At 69.0% G+C, this 17,446-nt stretch carries 12 protein-coding genes; 5 read left to right on the forward strand and 7 right to left on the reverse strand.

Annotation, left to right across the window (positions count from 1 at the left end; all coding sequences use genetic code 11):
* Window positions 1–132 precede the first annotated feature (132 nt).
* The 6 genes from IU449_RS01370 to IU449_RS01395 form a co-directional block, all read right to left on the reverse strand.
* On the reverse strand, window positions 133–3,012 hold the full coding sequence (locus IU449_RS01370) for a DUF5682 family protein (protein ID WP_324188035.1): 2,880 nt from the start codon (window positions 3,010–3,012) through the stop codon (window positions 133–135).
* The gene (locus tag IU449_RS01375) at window positions 3,009–4,124 is read right to left on the reverse strand and encodes an ATP-binding protein (protein ID WP_195000151.1); all 1,116 of its coding nucleotides are present in this window, start codon (window positions 4,122–4,124) and stop codon (window positions 3,009–3,011) included. The genes IU449_RS01370 and IU449_RS01375 overlap by 4 nt, the downstream gene beginning before the upstream one ends.
* Window positions 4,125–4,150: 26 nt before the next feature.
* Window positions 4,151–5,695, reverse strand: coding sequence for a vWA domain-containing protein (locus IU449_RS01380; RefSeq protein ID WP_195000152.1), 1,545 nt, complete (start codon window positions 5,693–5,695; stop codon window positions 4,151–4,153).
* The gene (locus tag IU449_RS01385) at window positions 5,692–7,071 is read right to left on the reverse strand and encodes a hypothetical protein (RefSeq protein ID WP_195000153.1); all 1,380 of its coding nucleotides are present in this window, start codon (window positions 7,069–7,071) and stop codon (window positions 5,692–5,694) included. The genes IU449_RS01380 and IU449_RS01385 overlap by 4 nt, the downstream gene beginning before the upstream one ends.
* Entirely contained in the window at window positions 7,071–7,586 is a 516-nt protein-coding gene (locus IU449_RS01390) for a hypothetical protein (protein WP_228804011.1), read from the reverse strand. Before IU449_RS01390 ends, IU449_RS01385 begins: the two co-directional genes overlap by 1 nt.
* A 486-nt stretch (window positions 7,587–8,072) precedes the next feature.
* Entirely contained in the window at window positions 8,073–9,260 is a 1,188-nt protein-coding gene (locus IU449_RS01395; RefSeq protein ID WP_195000155.1) for an FAD-dependent monooxygenase, read from the reverse strand.
* Between the two features lie 114 nt (window positions 9,261–9,374).
* On the opposite strand from IU449_RS01395, the gene IU449_RS01400 reads away from it, so the two are divergent.
* Window positions 9,375–10,112 carry a TetR/AcrR family transcriptional regulator gene (locus IU449_RS01400; protein WP_195000156.1) on the forward strand — a complete coding sequence of 246 codons (738 nt, stop codon included), beginning with the start codon at window positions 9,375–9,377 and terminating at the stop codon, window positions 10,110–10,112.
* 117 nt (window positions 10,113–10,229) lie between these two features.
* Here IU449_RS01400 and IU449_RS01405 read toward each other — a convergent pair whose 3' ends face one another.
* Window positions 10,230–10,823: a winged helix-turn-helix transcriptional regulator gene (locus IU449_RS01405; protein WP_195000157.1), complete on the reverse strand. Its 594-nt coding sequence runs from the start codon at window positions 10,821–10,823 to the stop codon at window positions 10,230–10,232.
* Window positions 10,824–10,917: 94 nt separating this feature from the next.
* On the opposite strand from IU449_RS01405, the gene IU449_RS01410 reads away from it, so the two are divergent.
* The 4 genes from IU449_RS01410 to IU449_RS01425 all read left to right on the forward strand — a co-directional run bounded on the left by IU449_RS01410 (window position 10,918) and on the right by IU449_RS01425 (window position 17,441).
* Complete coding sequence (locus tag IU449_RS01410) at window positions 10,918–12,129, forward strand: pyridoxal phosphate-dependent aminotransferase (protein ID WP_195000158.1); 1,212 nt, start codon at window positions 10,918–10,920, stop codon at window positions 12,127–12,129.
* Window positions 12,130–12,417: 288 nt separating this feature from the next.
* Window positions 12,418–14,238, forward strand: coding sequence for an ABC transporter ATP-binding protein (locus IU449_RS01415; RefSeq protein ID WP_324188036.1), 1,821 nt, complete (start codon window positions 12,418–12,420; stop codon window positions 14,236–14,238).
* Window positions 14,235–16,127 carry an ABC transporter ATP-binding protein gene (locus IU449_RS01420; RefSeq protein ID WP_195000159.1) on the forward strand — a complete coding sequence of 631 codons (1,893 nt, stop codon included), beginning with the start codon at window positions 14,235–14,237 and terminating at the stop codon, window positions 16,125–16,127. The genes IU449_RS01415 and IU449_RS01420 overlap by 4 nt, the downstream gene beginning before the upstream one ends.
* Before the next feature lie 129 nt (window positions 16,128–16,256).
* Window positions 16,257–17,441 carry an acyl-CoA dehydrogenase family protein gene (locus tag IU449_RS01425; protein ID WP_195000160.1) on the forward strand — a complete coding sequence of 395 codons (1,185 nt, stop codon included), beginning with the start codon at window positions 16,257–16,259 and terminating at the stop codon, window positions 17,439–17,441.
* Window positions 17,442–17,446 lie beyond the last annotated feature (5 nt).

Raw genomic sequence — 17,446 nt, forward strand, 5'->3', positions numbered from 1 at the left:
GGCGCGCAGGGCGCGGGATGTGGTGGCTGCGTGTGATCGCAGGCCGCGCCGGGGCGAACACGTATGCCGAGCGGGCTCGACGGTGGCGCGCCCCCGCCGGTCGGTGGGAGCGCGCTATCACCGGGTCTTGGCTCACCGTGTGACGGGCAGCAGAGCGGCGAGGGCTCTCGCCGTCTGCGGGTGCGCCTCGATCAGCGCGGTGGCGGCGGCATGTGGTGCGGTCTCGAGCTGCTGCCACTCGCCCTCGTGGCCGAGCAACGTCGCGTAGGCGTCGCAGGTCGCGGGGTGGGCGCGCAGGAGGTCGGCGGCCGGACCGCACGCGGCGGTGGCCGGGCTCGAGCCGGTGCCCTGCTTCGGGGGGCGTGACCACGGGGGGACGAAGGAGGCAATGCCCGTCCTGTCGCCGGGGAAGGTCCGGCCCGCCTCCCGGGTCAGGGCGGGGATGAGTTCACCGGCCTGACCGCGCAGGGTGATGATCAGACTCGGCAGCCACGGCAGCAGGACCGCGTCGGGGAGACGGCCGAACGCCTTCGACAGCAGTTCGACGACGAACGACTTGATCGACGGCACCGGATCCATCGCCTGGATGAATCCGCTGAGATACTGCGGGAACGCGGGGACGACAAGGGGATTGGCGAGCATGTCGTCGCAGCGGGTCCGCAGGTCGGCGAGGGTGAGCATGCCGAGCTGCATGCGGGTCGCCCACAGCAGTGCCACCTTGGCCGGGGTTTCCGGATGGGACTGCTTGACGGCCAGCTCGAGCTGACTGTGGTCACAGCCCAGCGACAGGGCCAGGTTCTCCATGCCGAACAGGAAGCCGAGCATGGCCGCCACCGGGCGCACGCCGGTGGCATCGTCGGTGAAGGCGGTGGGCAGCAGGGTGCAGTAGTGCGCGTAGCCGGCGGTGACGAAGCGGCCGCACCAAGCGGGCAGGCCCGCATCGGTGGAGCGGTAGTAGTCGATCAGGGCTCTGATGCGGCGCAGCACTTCAGGGGCGCCGTCGACGGTGCGTTCGGCGGTGAGCAGGTGCACGGCGCGGGCGCCGAGTTCGTCGGCCAGGCGGGCCGAGTTCAGGTAGACGAGAGCGTCTTCGACCGCGGCCAGTGCCCGTGCTGCGGTGGCTTCGGCGCCGTTGACTTCCGAGCGGAGGCGTTGTTCGAGGACCTGCTCGATGGTCACGCCCTCGTAGCCGAGCTCCACCAGATCGCGCTGGTACTTGCCGATCGCGACATCCCAGCTCTCCTGGATGGAGCGTTCCCCGAGACCGCGCGAGCCCATGATCGGACGCAGCGCGTGGCCGGGGAGCAGCCTGCGCAATATCCACAGCAGGTCCGAGCCGGGCCGCAGATCAGGATCGGCGTCGAGATCGAGCAGAGTGCGCTGGACCCTGGTGTTGCTCGGGTCGATGCCGAGCGCGACCAGGCGGTCGTAGACATTCTGGGCGAGAGGCGGCAGCGCTGCGTAACCGACGCGGCCGACGCGGTCGCCGCCGAGCAGGATCTCGCAGAGCCGCCGCACGTCGCGACGGCCCGGCACGCGATCCTTCTCGATGCAGGTGATCGCCGCGTCCTGGAAGTCGTACGGCGTGGGCCGGGCGCGATTGCGCATGCCCGCCAACAGGATCGAGGTCTCGTAGATGGCGATCGCGTCGGCAGTGCTGGCGAGGTAGCTGTTGCGGCGGGCCAGGCGGACGATGTCGACCGACCAGCCGAGCAGTTCGGCCTCGTCCACCGGGTCCAGTGTCGGCGGCGTCGACAGGAACCCCGACAGCTGATCGGCGACAGTCGGCTCGACGATCGTGGCGGGCGCGGCCCTCTTCGCCGCCGTAGCGGATTTCGCACCGGACTTGACCGTCGCCGACTTGGTGACGAGCGCGAACGGCTGAAGTCTGCTGCGCTTCAATCCCTTCGACCAGGTCGCCGCTGCGATGGAGACCGATCCGGCGGCCAGCCCGAACTGGGCTTCGATCGCCGAATGGCTCGACGGGATCAGGCCGTACTGCCACGAGGTCCCGGTGCGCGGGCTGATCTCGAACGGCGCCTGCGAGGCCAGACCGAACTGCTCGACGCGGCTGGCGGCGTGGAAGGATCCGCACACGTAGAGGCAGTGCGCGGGATCGGCGCCGGTCGCGCGCAGGTGCTCGCGCATGCGCGTCCACATGTAGCGCTCGCGGTCCTCGTCGCGATCGATGTCGGTGGTGCGCAACCGGCGGAACAGGCTGCCGATGAGCACCATGACCTGCCGGTAGGTGTCGTAGTCGGCGTTCGACAGCGGCTGCTCGACGTACTGGTCCCACCACTCCGACCAATGCCGCACCTTGCCGTGGTGCAGCAGATGCTCCTCCAGCTCGGCGAAATGCGGTCGCAGGTCGCCGATCTCGATGCCGACGGCGTCGCCGTGCAGCTCGGCTTCCGCGACCGGCGGCTCGGTCGACTCGGGTTCCTCGGGCGCGGGTCGCTGTTCTTCCTTGCCCCTCCCCTCCGGATGGGAGGACCACTGGAAGACATGGTCGGTGGAGCGATCGACCAGCACCAGCTCCACCCCGGGAGTGGTCAGCGCATACGAGATGGCCTGGTATTCGGCCGAGGCCTCGGTGATCGGCGCGACCACCGACAGCGGCGCCCAGTTCGGAGGGAAGCCGTCGACCTCGCCCGCCCACGCCTGCACCGCCACCGGCAGGGTGCAGTTGCGGAGTTCTTCGAGCATCGGGCGCATGTCCTCGCACAGCTCCAGGTAGATCACCTTCGGCTGTTTCTCCCGCAGACGGCGCACCATGGCCAGCCCGGAGGCGGGGGAGTGGTGGCAGACCGGGAGGATCTCCAGTTCCTCCCGCAGCGCCCGGTCGACGTCGTCGACCATGCCGGTCAGGATCTCCGCGAGCGCGCCCGGCCCCGCGAACCGCTCGGCCGCGGCGGCGAGTTGTTCACGCAGCGCGTCGAATCCCTCCGCTGTCGCAGCGGTGTTCGACGATGCGGCGGGAGCGACGTCGGGCGTCGCGACGCCCCGGCTCACGAGAGCCTCGCGATGGCGTCGCGGCCGCCCTCCAGGAAGGGCTCCCAGTCGCCGCCGAGGTCCTTGCTGCGCGGCTCGACCACGCCGTGCCAGAACTTGTTGAGAATGGCCAGATCCTCCGGTGCGCGCCGGGCCAGCGAACCCACCAGCGAGCCCGCCAGGATCTCCGGGCGCAGAGTGGCGTCGCCGAAGAACTGGCTGTGCAGGATGGCGTCCTCGAGGACGCCGATCTGCTCGGCGGTCGACAGCGCCGACTCCAGCTTCTCGTCGTCGCTGCCCGCGGCCGCGGCAGCGGCGCGCAGGTCGGCGAAGCTGTCGAGCAGGATGTCGAGCAGCGTGGGCGGCAGTTCCAGCTCGATCTGGTGGCGACGCAACAGTTCCGCGGTGCGGAAGCGCACGATCTCGGCTTCGCTGCGCTTGTTGGTGACCACCGGGATGCGCACGAAGTTGAAGCGGCGTTTCAAGGCCGAGGACAGGTCGTTCACGCCACGATCGCGGCTGTTGGCGGTGGCGATGATGGAGAAGCCGGGCTTGGCGAACACCACGTTGTCGTCGTCGAGTTCGGGGATCGAGACATACTTTTCGGACAGGATCGAGATCAGCGCGTCCTGCACGTCGCTGGTCGAGCGGGTCAGCTCCTCGAAGCGGCCGATCACGCCCTGCTCCATCGCGGTCATGATGGGCGAGGGGATCATCGACTCCCTGGACTGGCCTTTGGCGATGACCATCGAGATGTTCCACGAGTACTTGATGTGGTCCTCGGTGGTGCCCGCCGTGCCCTGGACCACCAGGGTGGAGTTGCGGCTGATGGCGGCGGAGAGCAGTTCGGCCAGCCAGCTCTTGCCGGTGCCCGGATCGCCGATCAGCAGCAGGCCGCGGTCGGAGGCCAGGGTGACGATGCTGCGTTCGACGAAAGTCCGGTCCCCGAACCACTTCTGGTCGATCTGCCGGTCGAGTCCGTCGGCGCGCTCGGAACCGAGGATGAACAGGCGCACCATCTTGGGGCTCAGCCGCCAGGCGAACGGCTTGGGGCCGTCGTCGACGGACTCCAGCCAGTCCAGCTCCTCGGCGTACTTGATCTCGGCGGGGGCGCGCAGGGCGGTGTCGGTCATGGTGCAGAGGTCTCCTGTGTGAGAAGTCAGTGGAGGAAGTTCTTGAGTTCGTCGACGAGTTTCTGGATACGGCCGGAGATCACCGGGGTGCCCATGGCCTTGAACCGTTCGCGGAACCAGGGATCCACGCTCTGGTGCCCGGAGCTGTTGACCGAACCGACGGGGATGAACTTCACCCCGCTGCGGTGCACCGCCTGGATGCCTTCGAACAACGGCTGGGAACGATCGAACTCGTAGAAGTCCGATATCCACACCATCACGGTGTTGGCGGGATCGGTGATCTTGGGCTGGGCCATCGCCATCGCGACCGGCCCGTCGTTGCCGCCGCCGAGATCGGTGCGCAGCAGCACCTCGAAGGGGTCGTGGATCCACGGCGTCAGATCCAGCGCGCGGGTGTCGAAGGCGATCAGGTGCACGTCGACCTTCGGCAGACCGGCGAAGATCGAGGCGAGGATGGTGCAGTTGACCATCGAATCCACCATGGACCCGGACTGGTCGACCACCACGATCATCCGCGCGGGCACGGTGCGCTCGGCGGTCTGGCGATAGAACAACCGGTCGACGTAGAGGCGCTCGTCCTCGGGGTTCCAGTTGGTCAGGTTCTTCCAGATCGTGCGGTTCACGTCGAGATTGCGCAGAATACGCTTGGGCGGTACCGACCGGTCGATCGTGCCGGTCGAACTCTGCTGCACCTGGGTGCGCAGCACCTCGGCCACCTCGTCGACGTAGCGGCGGATCAGCCGCTTGGCGTTGGCGAGCGCGACGCCGGACAGGTTGGACTTGTCGCGCAGCAACTGTTCGATCAACGACATGCTCGGGGTGAGCCGCGCCGACAGCACCGGGTCGGCCAGCACTTCGCGCAGGTGCATCCGGGCGACCAGATCGCCTTCGACCTTGCCGAGCGCGGCCTGGATCTCGGCGGTGCCGCCGCCGTTGCCGCAGCCGCCGAGCAGAGCGCGCAGGTGGCCGGCGTCGCACTGCCAGTTCGCCAGCTGGGTCGCGCTGACGGTGCCCGAGCCGGTGGCGAAGACGTTGAGCAGCAGTTTCGACATCAACGCCGCGTTGCGGACCGCGACATCGCCGAGTCCGGCAGGATCGCGCCCGTCTGATTCGAATGCGACATCGCCGGTATCGGATTCCGCTGCCGCGGAATCGGGTTCGGGGTGCGTCGAGCCGGAACCCGAGGCGGGCTCTCCCGGCCCGGGGCTGCTCCCAGCCGTGCGCGGAGCCAATGCGGCGCCGTGGACTCCCGGATTCGCGGCGGAGGTCTCGAGACCTGCCCGGAGCCTGTCGAATTCGCCCTTCAGCTCCGGAAACCGCTGGATGACGGTGTCGACCGCGACGCCGGGGTCCAGCAGCGCGGCGGGCAGGCCGAGATCGTCGACGATCGAGACGCTCGCGGCGTCAAGGGCGGGTTGGGGATCGGTATCGAAGATTCCCGCGAGCAGACGCCAGTACAGGATCTGCCGCTGTGTTTGCCGGACATCGGGAGCTGCGAGACCGGTCGCTGCCACGCCGGGGGCGGATGCGCCGGTGGTGAGTATGCCGGACTTCTCGTGCGCACTGGTCATTTTCGAAGCAACCGTCCCGCGCGTTCGCGCAGCACCTCGACCGCGTCCCCCGACTTGGCCAGGGCCTTGGCGACCTTCGGATCGGTCGGTCCCTGCGCCCAGTCGCCGGTGTGCGCGGAGGTGGTCGCCTTCTTGAACAGGTACTCGACCGCCAGCGGGCGCAGGCGCCACCGGCCGGCCTCCCAGCGCACCAGGCCGAGACAGGCGGTGGACGTGGCGACCAGGTCCGCGGTGAGCGGGCCACAGCGGGGCAGCCGGTCCAGTTCGACCGGCAGACGGTGGTCGTCGATCACCATCGCGCCGTCGTCGAAGCGGTAGTTCTCGACCAGGACCGGCTCTCCGAGGTGCACCGGATGCCGGTCCAGCGGGGCGACGGCGGCGGCGAGAGCTTTGGGGAGCTGGATGCGGGCGGTGGTGAACGGGTCGGTCGCATCGCCGAGTTCGGCGTTCGCGTCCACCCACAGCAGATCGCCGTCCACGGTGAGCGACATGTCCGTCACGGTGATCGCGCGCCGTTCGGCCAGTGCTCGCAGCAGGCGGGGATGATCGCCGAGCACCTGCCAGACGGCCGGACCCACGATGGTGTCGACCTTGGCCGCGCCGATGCTGATCCGCACCGACCGAGCCGCCCCGGTGCCCGTCTCCAGGACCGCGTGGACCTGGGCTTGCACCGCCGTGCCGTGCTCGTGCACGTCGACGCCGATCACCAGTAATCGTCCCGAGACCGTCTCCGGTTCGATGTCGGACTGCCCGCGCCAGGTCAGCAGGAGAGCCTGCGACCAGAGGTCGGCCCACCGGCGGGCGGGGATCTGATCCAGCGTGGCGATCGGCGCGGCGGCGCGCAGTTCGGCGGCGAAACCGTCGAGCAGCACGGCGAGGCGGCGCAGCTCGGGCGCGGCCCACAGCGCTTCGATGGTCCGGTCCGCGGCGGAAACGAGGTCGTGGTCGACTCCGCGCCAGCCGTTGATCGCCAGTTCCTGCAGCCAGGCGCGGCAGCCGGCGACCACACCACCCGGGGCGGTCGGAACCGGCGTCTGCTCGTGTGCGGCGCGCTCGCGTCCGACGGCTTTGTCGAACCGCTCGAGTAGCGCGTCGTGCACCGCTCCCAGCAGGGCGGCGCGGGCGGCGGCGAGCGCGGCCAGCTTCTCCGGCTCGACCGATCCGGCGGCGAGCGCGGCAGCGGCGTCGGCGACCGCGCTCGACAGCGGCGAGCCGCTCACGGCGGCGGCCAGACCCGCGAGCGCGTCGGCGGCCTCGTCGCCGATCCGGCCGAAGCCGCCGACCAGCGCGGCATCGAACCCGGCGACCACCTCCAGCGCGTCGGTGACACCGGCATCCTGGACGGAGGTCAGCTCCGCGAGATGTACTCCCAGCATCAGGCCGTCGCTCCCGTCGCGGGGAACCAGTGCAGTTCGGGAACCGGTGCCGCGGAGCCGGGCTGTTCCAGGTAGCTCAGATGCCGCAGGAACCGGCTGAACACGACGGCGGCTGGGGTCGAGGCACCGGAAGTGTTCAGGTGGGCCAGGATCCGGCCGTCCTCCGGCACGTCGATGCCGAGGAACCGGGCGACGCGCTCGATGCCGTACTGCAGAATCGCTTCGGCCACCAGCGCCTGGATGTGTTTGCACGCGTAGCCGCCGGAGTGCCCACCGCACGGGCGGTTGTTGTTGGTACTGCAGCTGAGTCCGTGCTCACGCGCCGAGATCGACGACACGTAGACCCGCGCGATATCCGATCCGCTGGATACCACCCCCTGCAATCGCCCGTCGGCCATCTCGACGAACGGCACCTTGGCGAGTTTGCGGGGAGCCACCACCGGCAGCATCTGCACCACCGAGGACCGCTCCCACTCGCGCTCATCCGACTCCATCGGATTCCCTCCCGTCTTCATCACGAAGATCAACCTACGCGAACCCACCGACAAGTTTCGTTTCGACCGAGATCGAGGGAAGGTCATTGCCCGACAGCATGTTTCGTATCCGGCTCCTATTCGGGTCGCGCATGACCGAGCCGCGGCACGGCTGCCGTGACGACGTCGGAGACGCCGTCGAGATCCATGCGCGGCACGATCCGGGCGGGCTGCGAAGCGTCGGCCGTGAGGTGATGGCCGAGGGTTAGCCGATCGTCCGCTGCCGCACGTGTGCGAGCGGCGTCGCCCATGGACGTGCGCTCCGCCGCACGCCATGCGTCGATCTCGGCGCTTCTGTGCCGGACGCCGTCCGGCTCCGGGCCACGCCCACGGCTGACGACCGGGAGTGGGGCTCCCACGGGTGCCGTGCCTTCTCCGCCTTCGCATCGGCGGTGGCGCGGGAGAACCAGCGGCCGCAGGTCCCCGTGCGGCGGCGTGGAACCGGTGTGCGCGCCGATGCGCCGCGACTCAGCGGCGCTGGGACGCGACCGTCGTGGGGTAGTCGCGAAGGTCGATGTCGTTGCTCGCCCGGTCGGCGTACTTCTGCATCGCGGTGAACATCCAGGATCCGAGGAACCAGTTGCGCAGCCGGATGCCGCGTGCGGTTCCGGGGGCGAGGAAACGGCCCGCGTTGGTGTTGCCCGCGATCGAGGCGTATCTCTTCATGATCCGCCGGTAGCGCTCGAAGGCGGCGGCGTGCTCGCCCGCGGCGGCGGCGAGTTCGCCTGCGAGGACGTAGGCGCCGACCACAGCCAGCCCTGTTCCGAAGCCGCCCAGGGTGTTTCCGTAGGCCGAATCGCCGACCAGCGCGACCCGGCCTCGGGTGTATTCGCCCCCGAGGGTCACCTGGCTGAGCGAGTCGAGGTAGAAGTCGTCGAAGTCGGCCATCTCGGCGAGCATGCGCGGCACTTCCCATCCCACGTCCGCGTAGATCTCCGCGAGCAGGCGTCGCTGGGCGTCGGCGTCGTCACGGGGGATGGCCGGTTCGGGCGCGGCGAACATGTAGAGCTGCTGCGCCTTCGGCCCGCCGTGGATCGCGAGCCTGCCCGGGGTGTTGTGGCCGTAGGAGACCCGCCGCTCCTGTGACTCCCCGACGCCCCACGGGCTCGCGCCCGCGACGCAGTAGTAATAGCCGAGGTGCTTCACGTAGTCGGGTTCCGGTCCGAAGGCCAGAGCACGGACCCGCGAGTGGATGCCGTCGGCGCCGACGACCAGGTCGAAGGTGCGTGCCGGGCCGCGTTCGAATTCGACACGCACGCCCGTGGCCGTGTCGGTGAGCGCGGCGATCGAATCGCCGAAGAGGTATTCGCACCGGTCGGCGGTGCGCCGGTACAGGATCGCGGCCAGGTCGCCACGCAGGATCTCGAGGTCGCCACCGGTGAAGTCGCCGGACATGAAGCCGACCTGTGCGCCGTCGGCGTCGACGAACACGGTGTCGGTGGTGCCGGTGCGATGCGCCCGGATCTCGTCGAGGACTCCCATCCGATCCAGAACCGTGAGGTGGGTGCGGCCTGTGAAATCGACGGCCTGGCCGCCCGGGCGCAGAGCCGCGGCGCGTTCGACGACGGTGACCCGGAAACCGTAGCGGTCCAGCCAGTAGGCGAGAGACGGCCCGGCGATGCTCGCGCCGGAGATGAGAACGGTGGTGTCGCGCATGGGAACTCCTGACGAAGGTCGCTTCTGTGTCCGATGTAAACTGTTTCTGTCGGACGCAGAGCAGCGTATGGTAGACACAGTTTTTCGTCAATCGATTCTTCGAGGGGCTGCGAGATGGCTGCGCCGACCACTGTCGAGCTGTTGTGGGGAACCCGGCATCGGCCCACACGGGGGCCCAAACCGGCGCTGTCGCTGGAGGTGATCGTCGCCGAGGCCATCGCGCTGGCCGACAGCGAAGGTCTCGCCAATCTGTCCATGCAACGGCTGGCCGAACGGCTCGGCTTCACCAAGATGTCGCTGTACCGGTATGTGCCGGGCAAGGAACAGTTGACCGCGCTCATGCTGGACACCGCCCTCGGCGAGCCGCCGGCCGCCACCGAACCGGCTCCGGCCGACGGCACCTGGCGCGTGGGTCTACGCCATTGGGCCCGAACGATCTTCGAGCGCTATCGTGCGCACCCCTGGACGATCGAACTGACGACCGGTGCGCGGGCGATCGGGCCGAACGAGCTGGCCTGGATGGAGGCCGCGCTCACCGCTCTTCGCGACACAGGTCTCACCGGGCCCGAACGGCTGGACACCATCGTGCTGCTCAACGGGCACGTTCGCAGTCTGGTTCAGCAGACGCGACCGGAGACCGAGACGCGGGATTCGGGTGATCGGGCCGAGCAGATCATGGCGCAGTTCTTCGCCGCGGTGGGCGCGTCGGGTGGTCGATATCCCGAAGTCCTCGCCGCCTTCGCCGAGGAGGCGGCAGCAGCGGCCGATCCGAGCGCGTCCGGCGACGCGCTGGCCTTCGGGATCGAACGAATTCTCGACGGTCTGGGGGTTCTCATCGCCGCGCGCGCCTGATTCGCCGCGCCGGCGCGCCGGTCTGTTGCTGTGTGCGTGCGTAGCTATTCCACCGTGCCGTTCGATACGGCGGCGACATCGAAGACGGGTCCGAGCCTGGTGGGATGCACGGACCCATCATTCCTGGCTGCCCGCGGTGGCGTTCGATGGCATGCCGTCGAGTGAGGCTGTGCCCGTCGCGATCCGGGTGGCAGTCTCGATGTCGAGGTGGAATTCGCGGTCGGCGGCCTGCGCGGGTCCGTCGTGATGGCTGATGCCGGTGGTGGTGATGACGTAGTGCATCGCGGTGTCGCCGATCCACACGGTGGCCGATCCCTCGGGTACGAGTTCGGCGACCGCGCGGCCGAGGGGCAGGGCGAACCAGTGCGCGCGGACGGCGTCGGTGGCCCGTCGCTCGCCCAGCAGTGGTGCGCCCCAGTGCGCCAACGACTCCAGTACCGCACGCAGCGCCGTGCCGCGAGGAGTGAGTTCGTAGACGGCAGCCGCCGAGCGGGAACCGACTCGGCGGTGGGTGAGGATGCCGTCGCGTTCGAGATCTTTCAGCCGGCTCGCCAGCATGTCGGTGCTGATGCCGGGGAGGTCGGCGAACAGATCGCTGTAGCGCCGCGGACCGGCACACAATTCGCGCACGACCAGTAGGTTCCATCGGTCTCCGACGACTTCCAGGGCCCGGCTCACTGCGCAGTAGTGGTCATAGCTTCGGCGTGGCACAGCCACACTGTAGCCGTACACTTTGAAAATCCAAGCAGAAACTTGGAAAAACCAAGTAGGGTAGCGCCGGGCACACCGTCAGAAGGGGAAGTTCATGCAGGTCAACCAGTCCAGCAAACTCGCCGGGGTCTCCTACGAGATCCGTGGTCCGGTCGCCGAGCAAGCGGCATTGCTGGAAGCCGAGGGGCATCACGTGGTGAAGCTCAACACCGGAAATCCGCTGCCGTTCGGTTTCGAGGCCCCCGCGGAGGTACTGCAGGACATCGTCCGGACACTGCCGTCGTCGACCGGATACTCGATGTCGAAGGGGCTGTTGCCTGCCCGGCGAGCGGTCGTGCAGTACTACCAGACCCTGGGCGTGCATGATGTCGACATCGAGGACGTCTTCCTCGGCAACGGGGTCTCCGAACTGATCATGATGGCGCTGACGGCGCTGTTGGAGAACGGAGACGAAGTCCTCGTCCCCGCACCCGATTTCCCGTTGTGGACCGCCGCGACCGCGCTCAACGGCGGCCGGCCGGTGCACTACGTCTGCGACGAGGCCGCCGACTGGTACCCGGACCCGGCCGACATCGCCGCCAAGATCACCGACCGCACCCGCGCGATCGTGCTCATCAACCCGAACAACCCCACCGGCGCCGTCTACCCCACCGAGGTGCTGCATCAGATCCTCGATATCGCCCGACGCCACAACCTCGTCGTCTTCGCCGACGAAATCTACGACAAGATCTACTACGACGGTCTGTCCCACACGGCGATCGCCGCGCTCGCACCCGACCTGCTGTGCCTCACCTTCTCCGGTTTGTCCAAGGCCTACCGTTGCGCCGGACTCCGCTCCGGGTGGCTGGTGGTGTCAGGACCGACCCGTCACGCGGACAACTACCTCGAGGGCCTGACCATGCTCGCGGGCCTGCGCCTGTGCGCCAATGTTCCCGGCCAGCAGGCGGTTCAAGCCGCGCTCGGCGGATATCAGAGCATCTACGATCTCACCCTCCCCGGCGGTCGACTGCACGAGCAACGCGACCGCGCCTGGGAAGCGCTCAATGCGATCCCCGGCATCAGCTGCGTGAAACCCAAGGGCGCGCTCTACGCCTTCCCCCGGATCGACCTGAGCATGTACCCGATTCACGACGACGAACAGTTCGTCCTCGACCTGCTGCTCCAGGAGAAACTGCACATCGTCCAAGGCACCGGCTTCAATTGGCCGCGCCCGGATCACTTCCGCATCACCACCCTGCCGCACGCGGACGATCTCGAGGCCATCATCGAACGCATCGGCCGATTCCTCGCCACATACCGCCAATAGGCCGACGTTCGGGGTCGGTGGACGGCGCCGCCCGGCAACGAGCCGCGGCCGAACGGTGCCGACGCGACACCCGTCCGTCGGGAACCGAGCGCTGTCCACTGCCACGGAGGGCACCGTGCGGGCGGCGAAAAGCGGTTGGCGGATCGCGGTGACAGTGCCAAGCTGGAAGGTCGCTGCTGCTGCATCGAAGAGTGTCCGGCGGGTCACCGGATATCGGCAGCGCCCATGAAACCGGATTCGGCACAGGGGAGTTCGCGCCGGTGACCGACGGAGTACGAGGGGGATCTCGTGGCTGTGACCGTGGACGCGCCGTCAGGCGAAACGGTGTCCGTCGCGCCCGCACAGGGTGCGCGGACCACCCGCCGCAAGCTGACGTCACTGCTGCGCTTTCTTCCCTACCTGCGTCCACACCGGACGCACGTGATCGTGGCGACCGCGCTGGCGGTGGTGTCGATGCTCACCGTGGTGCTGACGCCGCTGGTGATCGCCCGTCTGGTGGACGGCCCGATCGCGCGCGGCGATCTGCGCGGCGTCTTCGCCCCGGCGGCGGCGGTGCTGGCGCTCGGGGTGCTCGAGGCCGTGGTCGTGTGGTTCAGGCGACGGCTGCTCGCGTTGCCCGCGGTGTATCTCGAGACGACCATGCGCGCGAAGCTTTTTCGTGTGTTGCAGGCACTGTCGATCGGGCGTCACGACGGCTGGGAGTCGGGACAGCTGCTCTCCCGCGCCATCGACGACCTGGCGACGCTGCGCCGTTTCGTCGGCTTCGCGGGACCGGCGCTGATCGCCAACTCGGTGGTGATCCCGGTCGGAATGATCGTGTTGATGGCGATGAGCTGGCAGATCGGGCTGCTCGTCGCCGTGGAGGCGGTGCCGTTGATCCTCGTTTGCGCCTGGTTCGAGCGCAGGTACTCCGCGGCGTCGCGGCGCTCGCAGGACCAGACCGGTGACCTCGCCACCACCGCCGAGGAATCCGCGCAGGGCATCCGGGTACTCAAAGCGTTCGGGCGCGGGGTGTTCTTCGGCCGTCACTTCACCGCGCAGGCACGGGCGCTGCGACGCACCGAACTGCACAAGGCGAGGCTGGACGCGACTCTGTGGTCGGGAATGTCGACGGTGACCGAACTCGCCGTGGTCTTCGCCATGGGCTTCGGCGCTTACGCGGTGGTTCAGGGGTGGCTCTCGCTGGGCGTGGTGATCGGCTCCATCACGCTGGTGACGTTCCTGCAGTGGCCGTTCCTGTGGACCGGGTTCCTGCTCTCGGCGTTGCAGGACGCCGCGACAGCCGCCGACCGCTATTGGGAGATCATCGACATCCCGCCCGACATCACCGATCCGGACGAGCCGGTACCGCTACCGGGCCTGCTTCGCGGTGAAGTACGGCTCGAGGACGTGCGTTTCGCGTTCCCCGGCTCGGACACCGAACTGCTGCGCGGTGTGTCGCTGGTGGTGCGGCCGGGGGAGACGGTCGCCTTGACCGGCGCCACCGGAAGCGGCAAGACCGCGCTGCTCAACCTGATCCCGCGGCTGTACGACGTCACCGGCGGCGTGGTGCGCATCGACGGGATCGACATTCGTGAGCTGCGGTTGCGTGAGCTGCGCTCGGTGGTGACGGCGGCTTTCGAGGATCCGGTGTTGTTCTCGGCGAGTGTGCGGGAGAACGTCGCGCTCGGTGATGCCGGGGCAGATGAGGGCCGGGTGTTCGCGGCGCTGGACGTCGCACAAGCGATGGACTTCGTGTCCGCGCTGCCGTGGGGATTGGACACCAGGATCGGCGAACAAGGGTTGAGTCTGTCCGGCGGGCAGCGTCAGCGTCTGGCCTTGGCGCGGGCGGTGCTCGCGCGCGCGGATCAGGATCGGCGCGGCCGCGTGGTGGTGCTCGACGACCCCCTCTCAGCGCTCGACGTGCAGACCGAGGAGCGCGTGCAGCACCGCCTGCGCGAGGCACTCGCGGGCGCGACGACGCTGCTCGTCGCGCACCGGCCGTCCACCGCCGCTTCGGCCGACCGCGTCGTCCTGCTGGCCGACGGACGCGTCGCCGCAGAGGGCACGCACGAAGAACTGTTGCGCACCGACAGCCGATACCGGGAACTCATGGGGGGTAGGCGATGAGCGACGACACCGGCGCGGTCACGGCCACCACCACCGGCACGGACGCGGCCGCCGACTGGCGCGGCATCGCCAACGAGGACCGGGAAGTCACCGGCACCGGCAATCTGGTGCTGGCCCGGCGGTCCCGGCGGCTGCTCGCCGAACTGGTCCGCCCGTATCGGGGCCGCGCACTGCTCGCGCTCGTTCTCGTCCTGATCGACAACGCGGCCACGGTCGCCGGCCCGCTGTTCGTCGCCTACGGCCTCGACCGTGGCATCGCGGGCGGGGCGCGCGGTGATTGGACGCCATTGGCGTGGGCTATCGGCGGCTACGCGTGCGCGGCCCTGGTGGGTGGGGTGTGCACATACTTCTTCGTCCGCCTCGTCGGCGAGCTCAGCCAGAACGTGTTGTTCGACCTGAGGGTGCGTGCGTTCGCCCACACCCAGCGCCTCGATGTCGCCTTCCACGAGAGATACACCTCGGGCAAGGTCGTCACGCGGCTCACCGGCGACATCGAGACACTGCAGGAACTGCTCGAGAGCGCCTTGAACATGGCACTGGGCGCGATCCTGTCGGTGGTGACCATCGCGGCACTGCTGGTCTATCTGGATCGGCCGCTGGCCGTGATCGTCTTCGCGGGCTTCGTACCGCTGGTGCTGGTCACCCGGTGGGCGCAGCGCAGACAGCGTACGGGCTATCGCCGTACCCGTCGCGCGGTCGCGCGGGTGGTGGTGCATTTCGTCGAATCGATGGGCGGGATGCGCGCGGTGCAGGCGTTCCGGCGCGAGCGTCGCAACGATTCCGTGCTCGCCGCCGAGGACGGCGAATTCCGGGCCGCCAATGTCACGGCGGTGTACGGCATGGCCGACTACGCCGCGCTCACCCGGCTGCTGGGTAACCTGACCACCGCTGTCGTGGTGGTGGTGGGCGCGTGGCGGGTCATCCACGGCGATCTCGCGATCGGCGTGCTGGCGGCATACCTGTTGTATCTCAACAACTTCTACAAGCCGCTCGACGAGCTGGCGCAGGTGTTCAACGCGTACCAGTCGGCCGCCGCGGCACTGGAGAAGATCTCCGGCGTGCTGGAGGAGCAGCCCGCGGTCGCCGAGCCGATCGACCCGGCGTCCCTCGACAACGTAGAAGGCGAAATATGTTTCGAGGGTGTCTGGTTCGACTACTCGCGCCCGCCCGAGGGGCAGAACGGTGCGGGGGAGCCGGGCCCCACCGCGGTGCTGCCGGTGACGGATCTGGCTGTTGCGGCCGGTCAGGTGCTGGCGCTCGTCGGACCGACCGGGGCGGGCAAATCCACGCTGGCCAAGCTGGTGACCCGCTTCTACGACCCGTCCGGCGGGCGGGTACTGCTCGACGGCGTCGATCTGCGCCGGATCGCCGATGCCGATCTGCGCCGCCACGTCGTGATGGTCACCCAGGAGGCGTATCTGTTCGCCGGGTCGGTGGCCGACAACATCCGGCTCGGCAAGCCGGACGCCACCGACGCCGAGGTGCGCTCGGCCGCTCGCGCGGTCGGGCTCGAGGCCTTCGTCGAGACGCTGCCGGAAGGCTTCGACACGGACGTGCGCCGACGCGGCGGACGACTGTCGGCCGGGCAGCGGCAGCTGGTCGCTTTCGCGCGGGTGTTCCTGGCCGACCCCGCGGTGCTGGTGCTCGACGAGGCGACCTCGAGTCTGGACATCCCCGGCGAACGCCTGGTGCAGGAGGCGCTGGAGACGGTGCTGCGCGGGCGCACCGCGATCATCATCGCGCACCGGCTCTCGACGGTGGCCATCGCGGATCGGGTGCTGGTGATGGAGGCGGGCCGGATCGTCGAGGACGGCTCGCCCGAGGAGCTGATCGCCGGGGAGGGCCGCTTCGCCGGGCTGCACGCGGCCTGGCGCGAATCGTTGGTCTGAGCCCTGGGGCATGCCTCGACAGCCGAGCGTCGCGGGTCGGCGCCGGGTCGGTGCGGTGACGGACACCGCACGTCTCGGACAATGGGTGCCGAGTAGAGCGAACGCCAGGCAACACACCCCGTCGAAGGGATGACCACGATGAGCACAACCCCCGTCACACCGCTCGAATTGTTCGGCATCGACGCCCTGCTGTCGGCGGAGGAACGCGATATCGCCGCCACCGTGCGGCGTTTCGTCGACGAGCGGTTGCGTCCGCACATCGCGGAGTGGTTCGAATCGGGCACCATCGCGCGGGAGATCGCGCGCGAGGCCGGTGCGCTCGGTCTGCTCGGTATGCACCTGAAGGGGTACGACTGCGCGGGCACCAGCGCCGTGGCCTACGGCTTGGCGTGCATGGAGCTCGAGGCCGGGGACAGTGGGCTGCGCAGCCTGGTCTCGGTGCAGGGCTCGCTGTCGATGTATTCGATCCACCGCTGGGGCTCGGAGGAGCAGAAGCGGCAGTGGCTGCCGCGCTTGGCCTCCGGCGAGGCCATCGGCTGCTTCGGCCTCACCGAACCCGACTTCGGCTCCAATCCGGCGGGCATGCGCACATCGGCCGAGCGTGACGGGGGCGACTGGGTGCTCAACGGCACCAAGATGTGGATCACCAACGGCTCCATCGCCGACGTCGCGACGGTGTGGGCGCAGACGGAGGAGGGCGTGCGCGGGTTCCTGGTTCCGGCCGGCACCCCCGGTTTCACCGCCCACGCCATCCATCGCAAGCTCTCGCTGCGCGCCTCGGTCACCGCCGAACTCGTGCTCGACGACGTGCGCCTGCCCGCCGACGCGATGCTGCCCGAAGCGCACGGTCTGTCCGGACCGCTGTCGTGCCTCAACGAAGCCCGTTTCGGCATCACCTTCGGCGCGCTCGGCGCCGCCCGCGACTGCCTGGAGCAGACCATCGACTACGTGCGCCACCGCGAGGTCTTCGACCGTCCGCTGGCCGCCTACCAGCTGACCCAGCAGAAACTCGCCGACATGACCCTCGAGCTGGGCAAGGGCATGCTGCTCGCCCTGCACCTGGGCCGGATGAAGGACGCGGGGACGCTGCGGCACCAGCAGGTCAGCCTGGGCAAGCTCAACAGCGTGCGCGAGGCGATCGCCATCGCCCGCGAATGCCGCACCCTGCTCGGCGCGAGCGGCATCACCCTGGAGTACTCGCCGCTGCGCCATGCCAACAATCTCGAGTCGGTGCTCACCTACGAGGGCACCAGCGAGATGCATCAGCTCGTCATCGGGGAGCAGGTGACCGGCGTCGGGGCGTTCCGGGGCTGAGCGTG

This window comes from Nocardia higoensis, assembly GCF_015477835.1.
Taxonomy (GTDB): Bacteria; Actinomycetota; Actinomycetes; order Mycobacteriales; family Mycobacteriaceae; genus Nocardia; species Nocardia higoensis_A.

Bases quoted from the DNA above. Each gene is read 5' to 3' on its own strand.
- IU449_RS01420 (WP_195000159.1), top strand. From the start codon at position 14,235: ATGAGCGACGACACCGGCGCGGTCACGGCCACCACCACCGGCACGGAC.
- IU449_RS01390 (WP_228804011.1), bottom strand. From the start codon at position 7,586: ATGAAGACGGGAGGGAATCCGATGGAGTCGGATGAGCGCGAGTGGGAG.
- IU449_RS01385 (WP_195000153.1), bottom strand. From the start codon at position 7,071: ATGCTGGGAGTACATCTCGCGGAGCTGACCTCCGTCCAGGATGCCGGT.
- IU449_RS01400 (WP_195000156.1), top strand. From the start codon at position 9,375: ATGGCTGCGCCGACCACTGTCGAGCTGTTGTGGGGAACCCGGCATCGG.
- IU449_RS01410 (WP_195000158.1), top strand. From the start codon at position 10,918: ATGCAGGTCAACCAGTCCAGCAAACTCGCCGGGGTCTCCTACGAGATC.
- IU449_RS01395 (WP_195000155.1), bottom strand. From the start codon at position 9,260: ATGCGCGACACCACCGTTCTCATCTCCGGCGCGAGCATCGCCGGGCCG.
- IU449_RS01380 (WP_195000152.1), bottom strand. From the start codon at position 5,695: ATGACCAGTGCGCACGAGAAGTCCGGCATACTCACCACCGGCGCATCC.
- IU449_RS01375 (WP_195000151.1), bottom strand. From the start codon at position 4,124: ATGACCGACACCGCCCTGCGCGCCCCCGCCGAGATCAAGTACGCCGAG.
- IU449_RS01425 (WP_195000160.1), top strand. From the start codon at position 16,257: ATGACCACGATGAGCACAACCCCCGTCACACCGCTCGAATTGTTCGGC.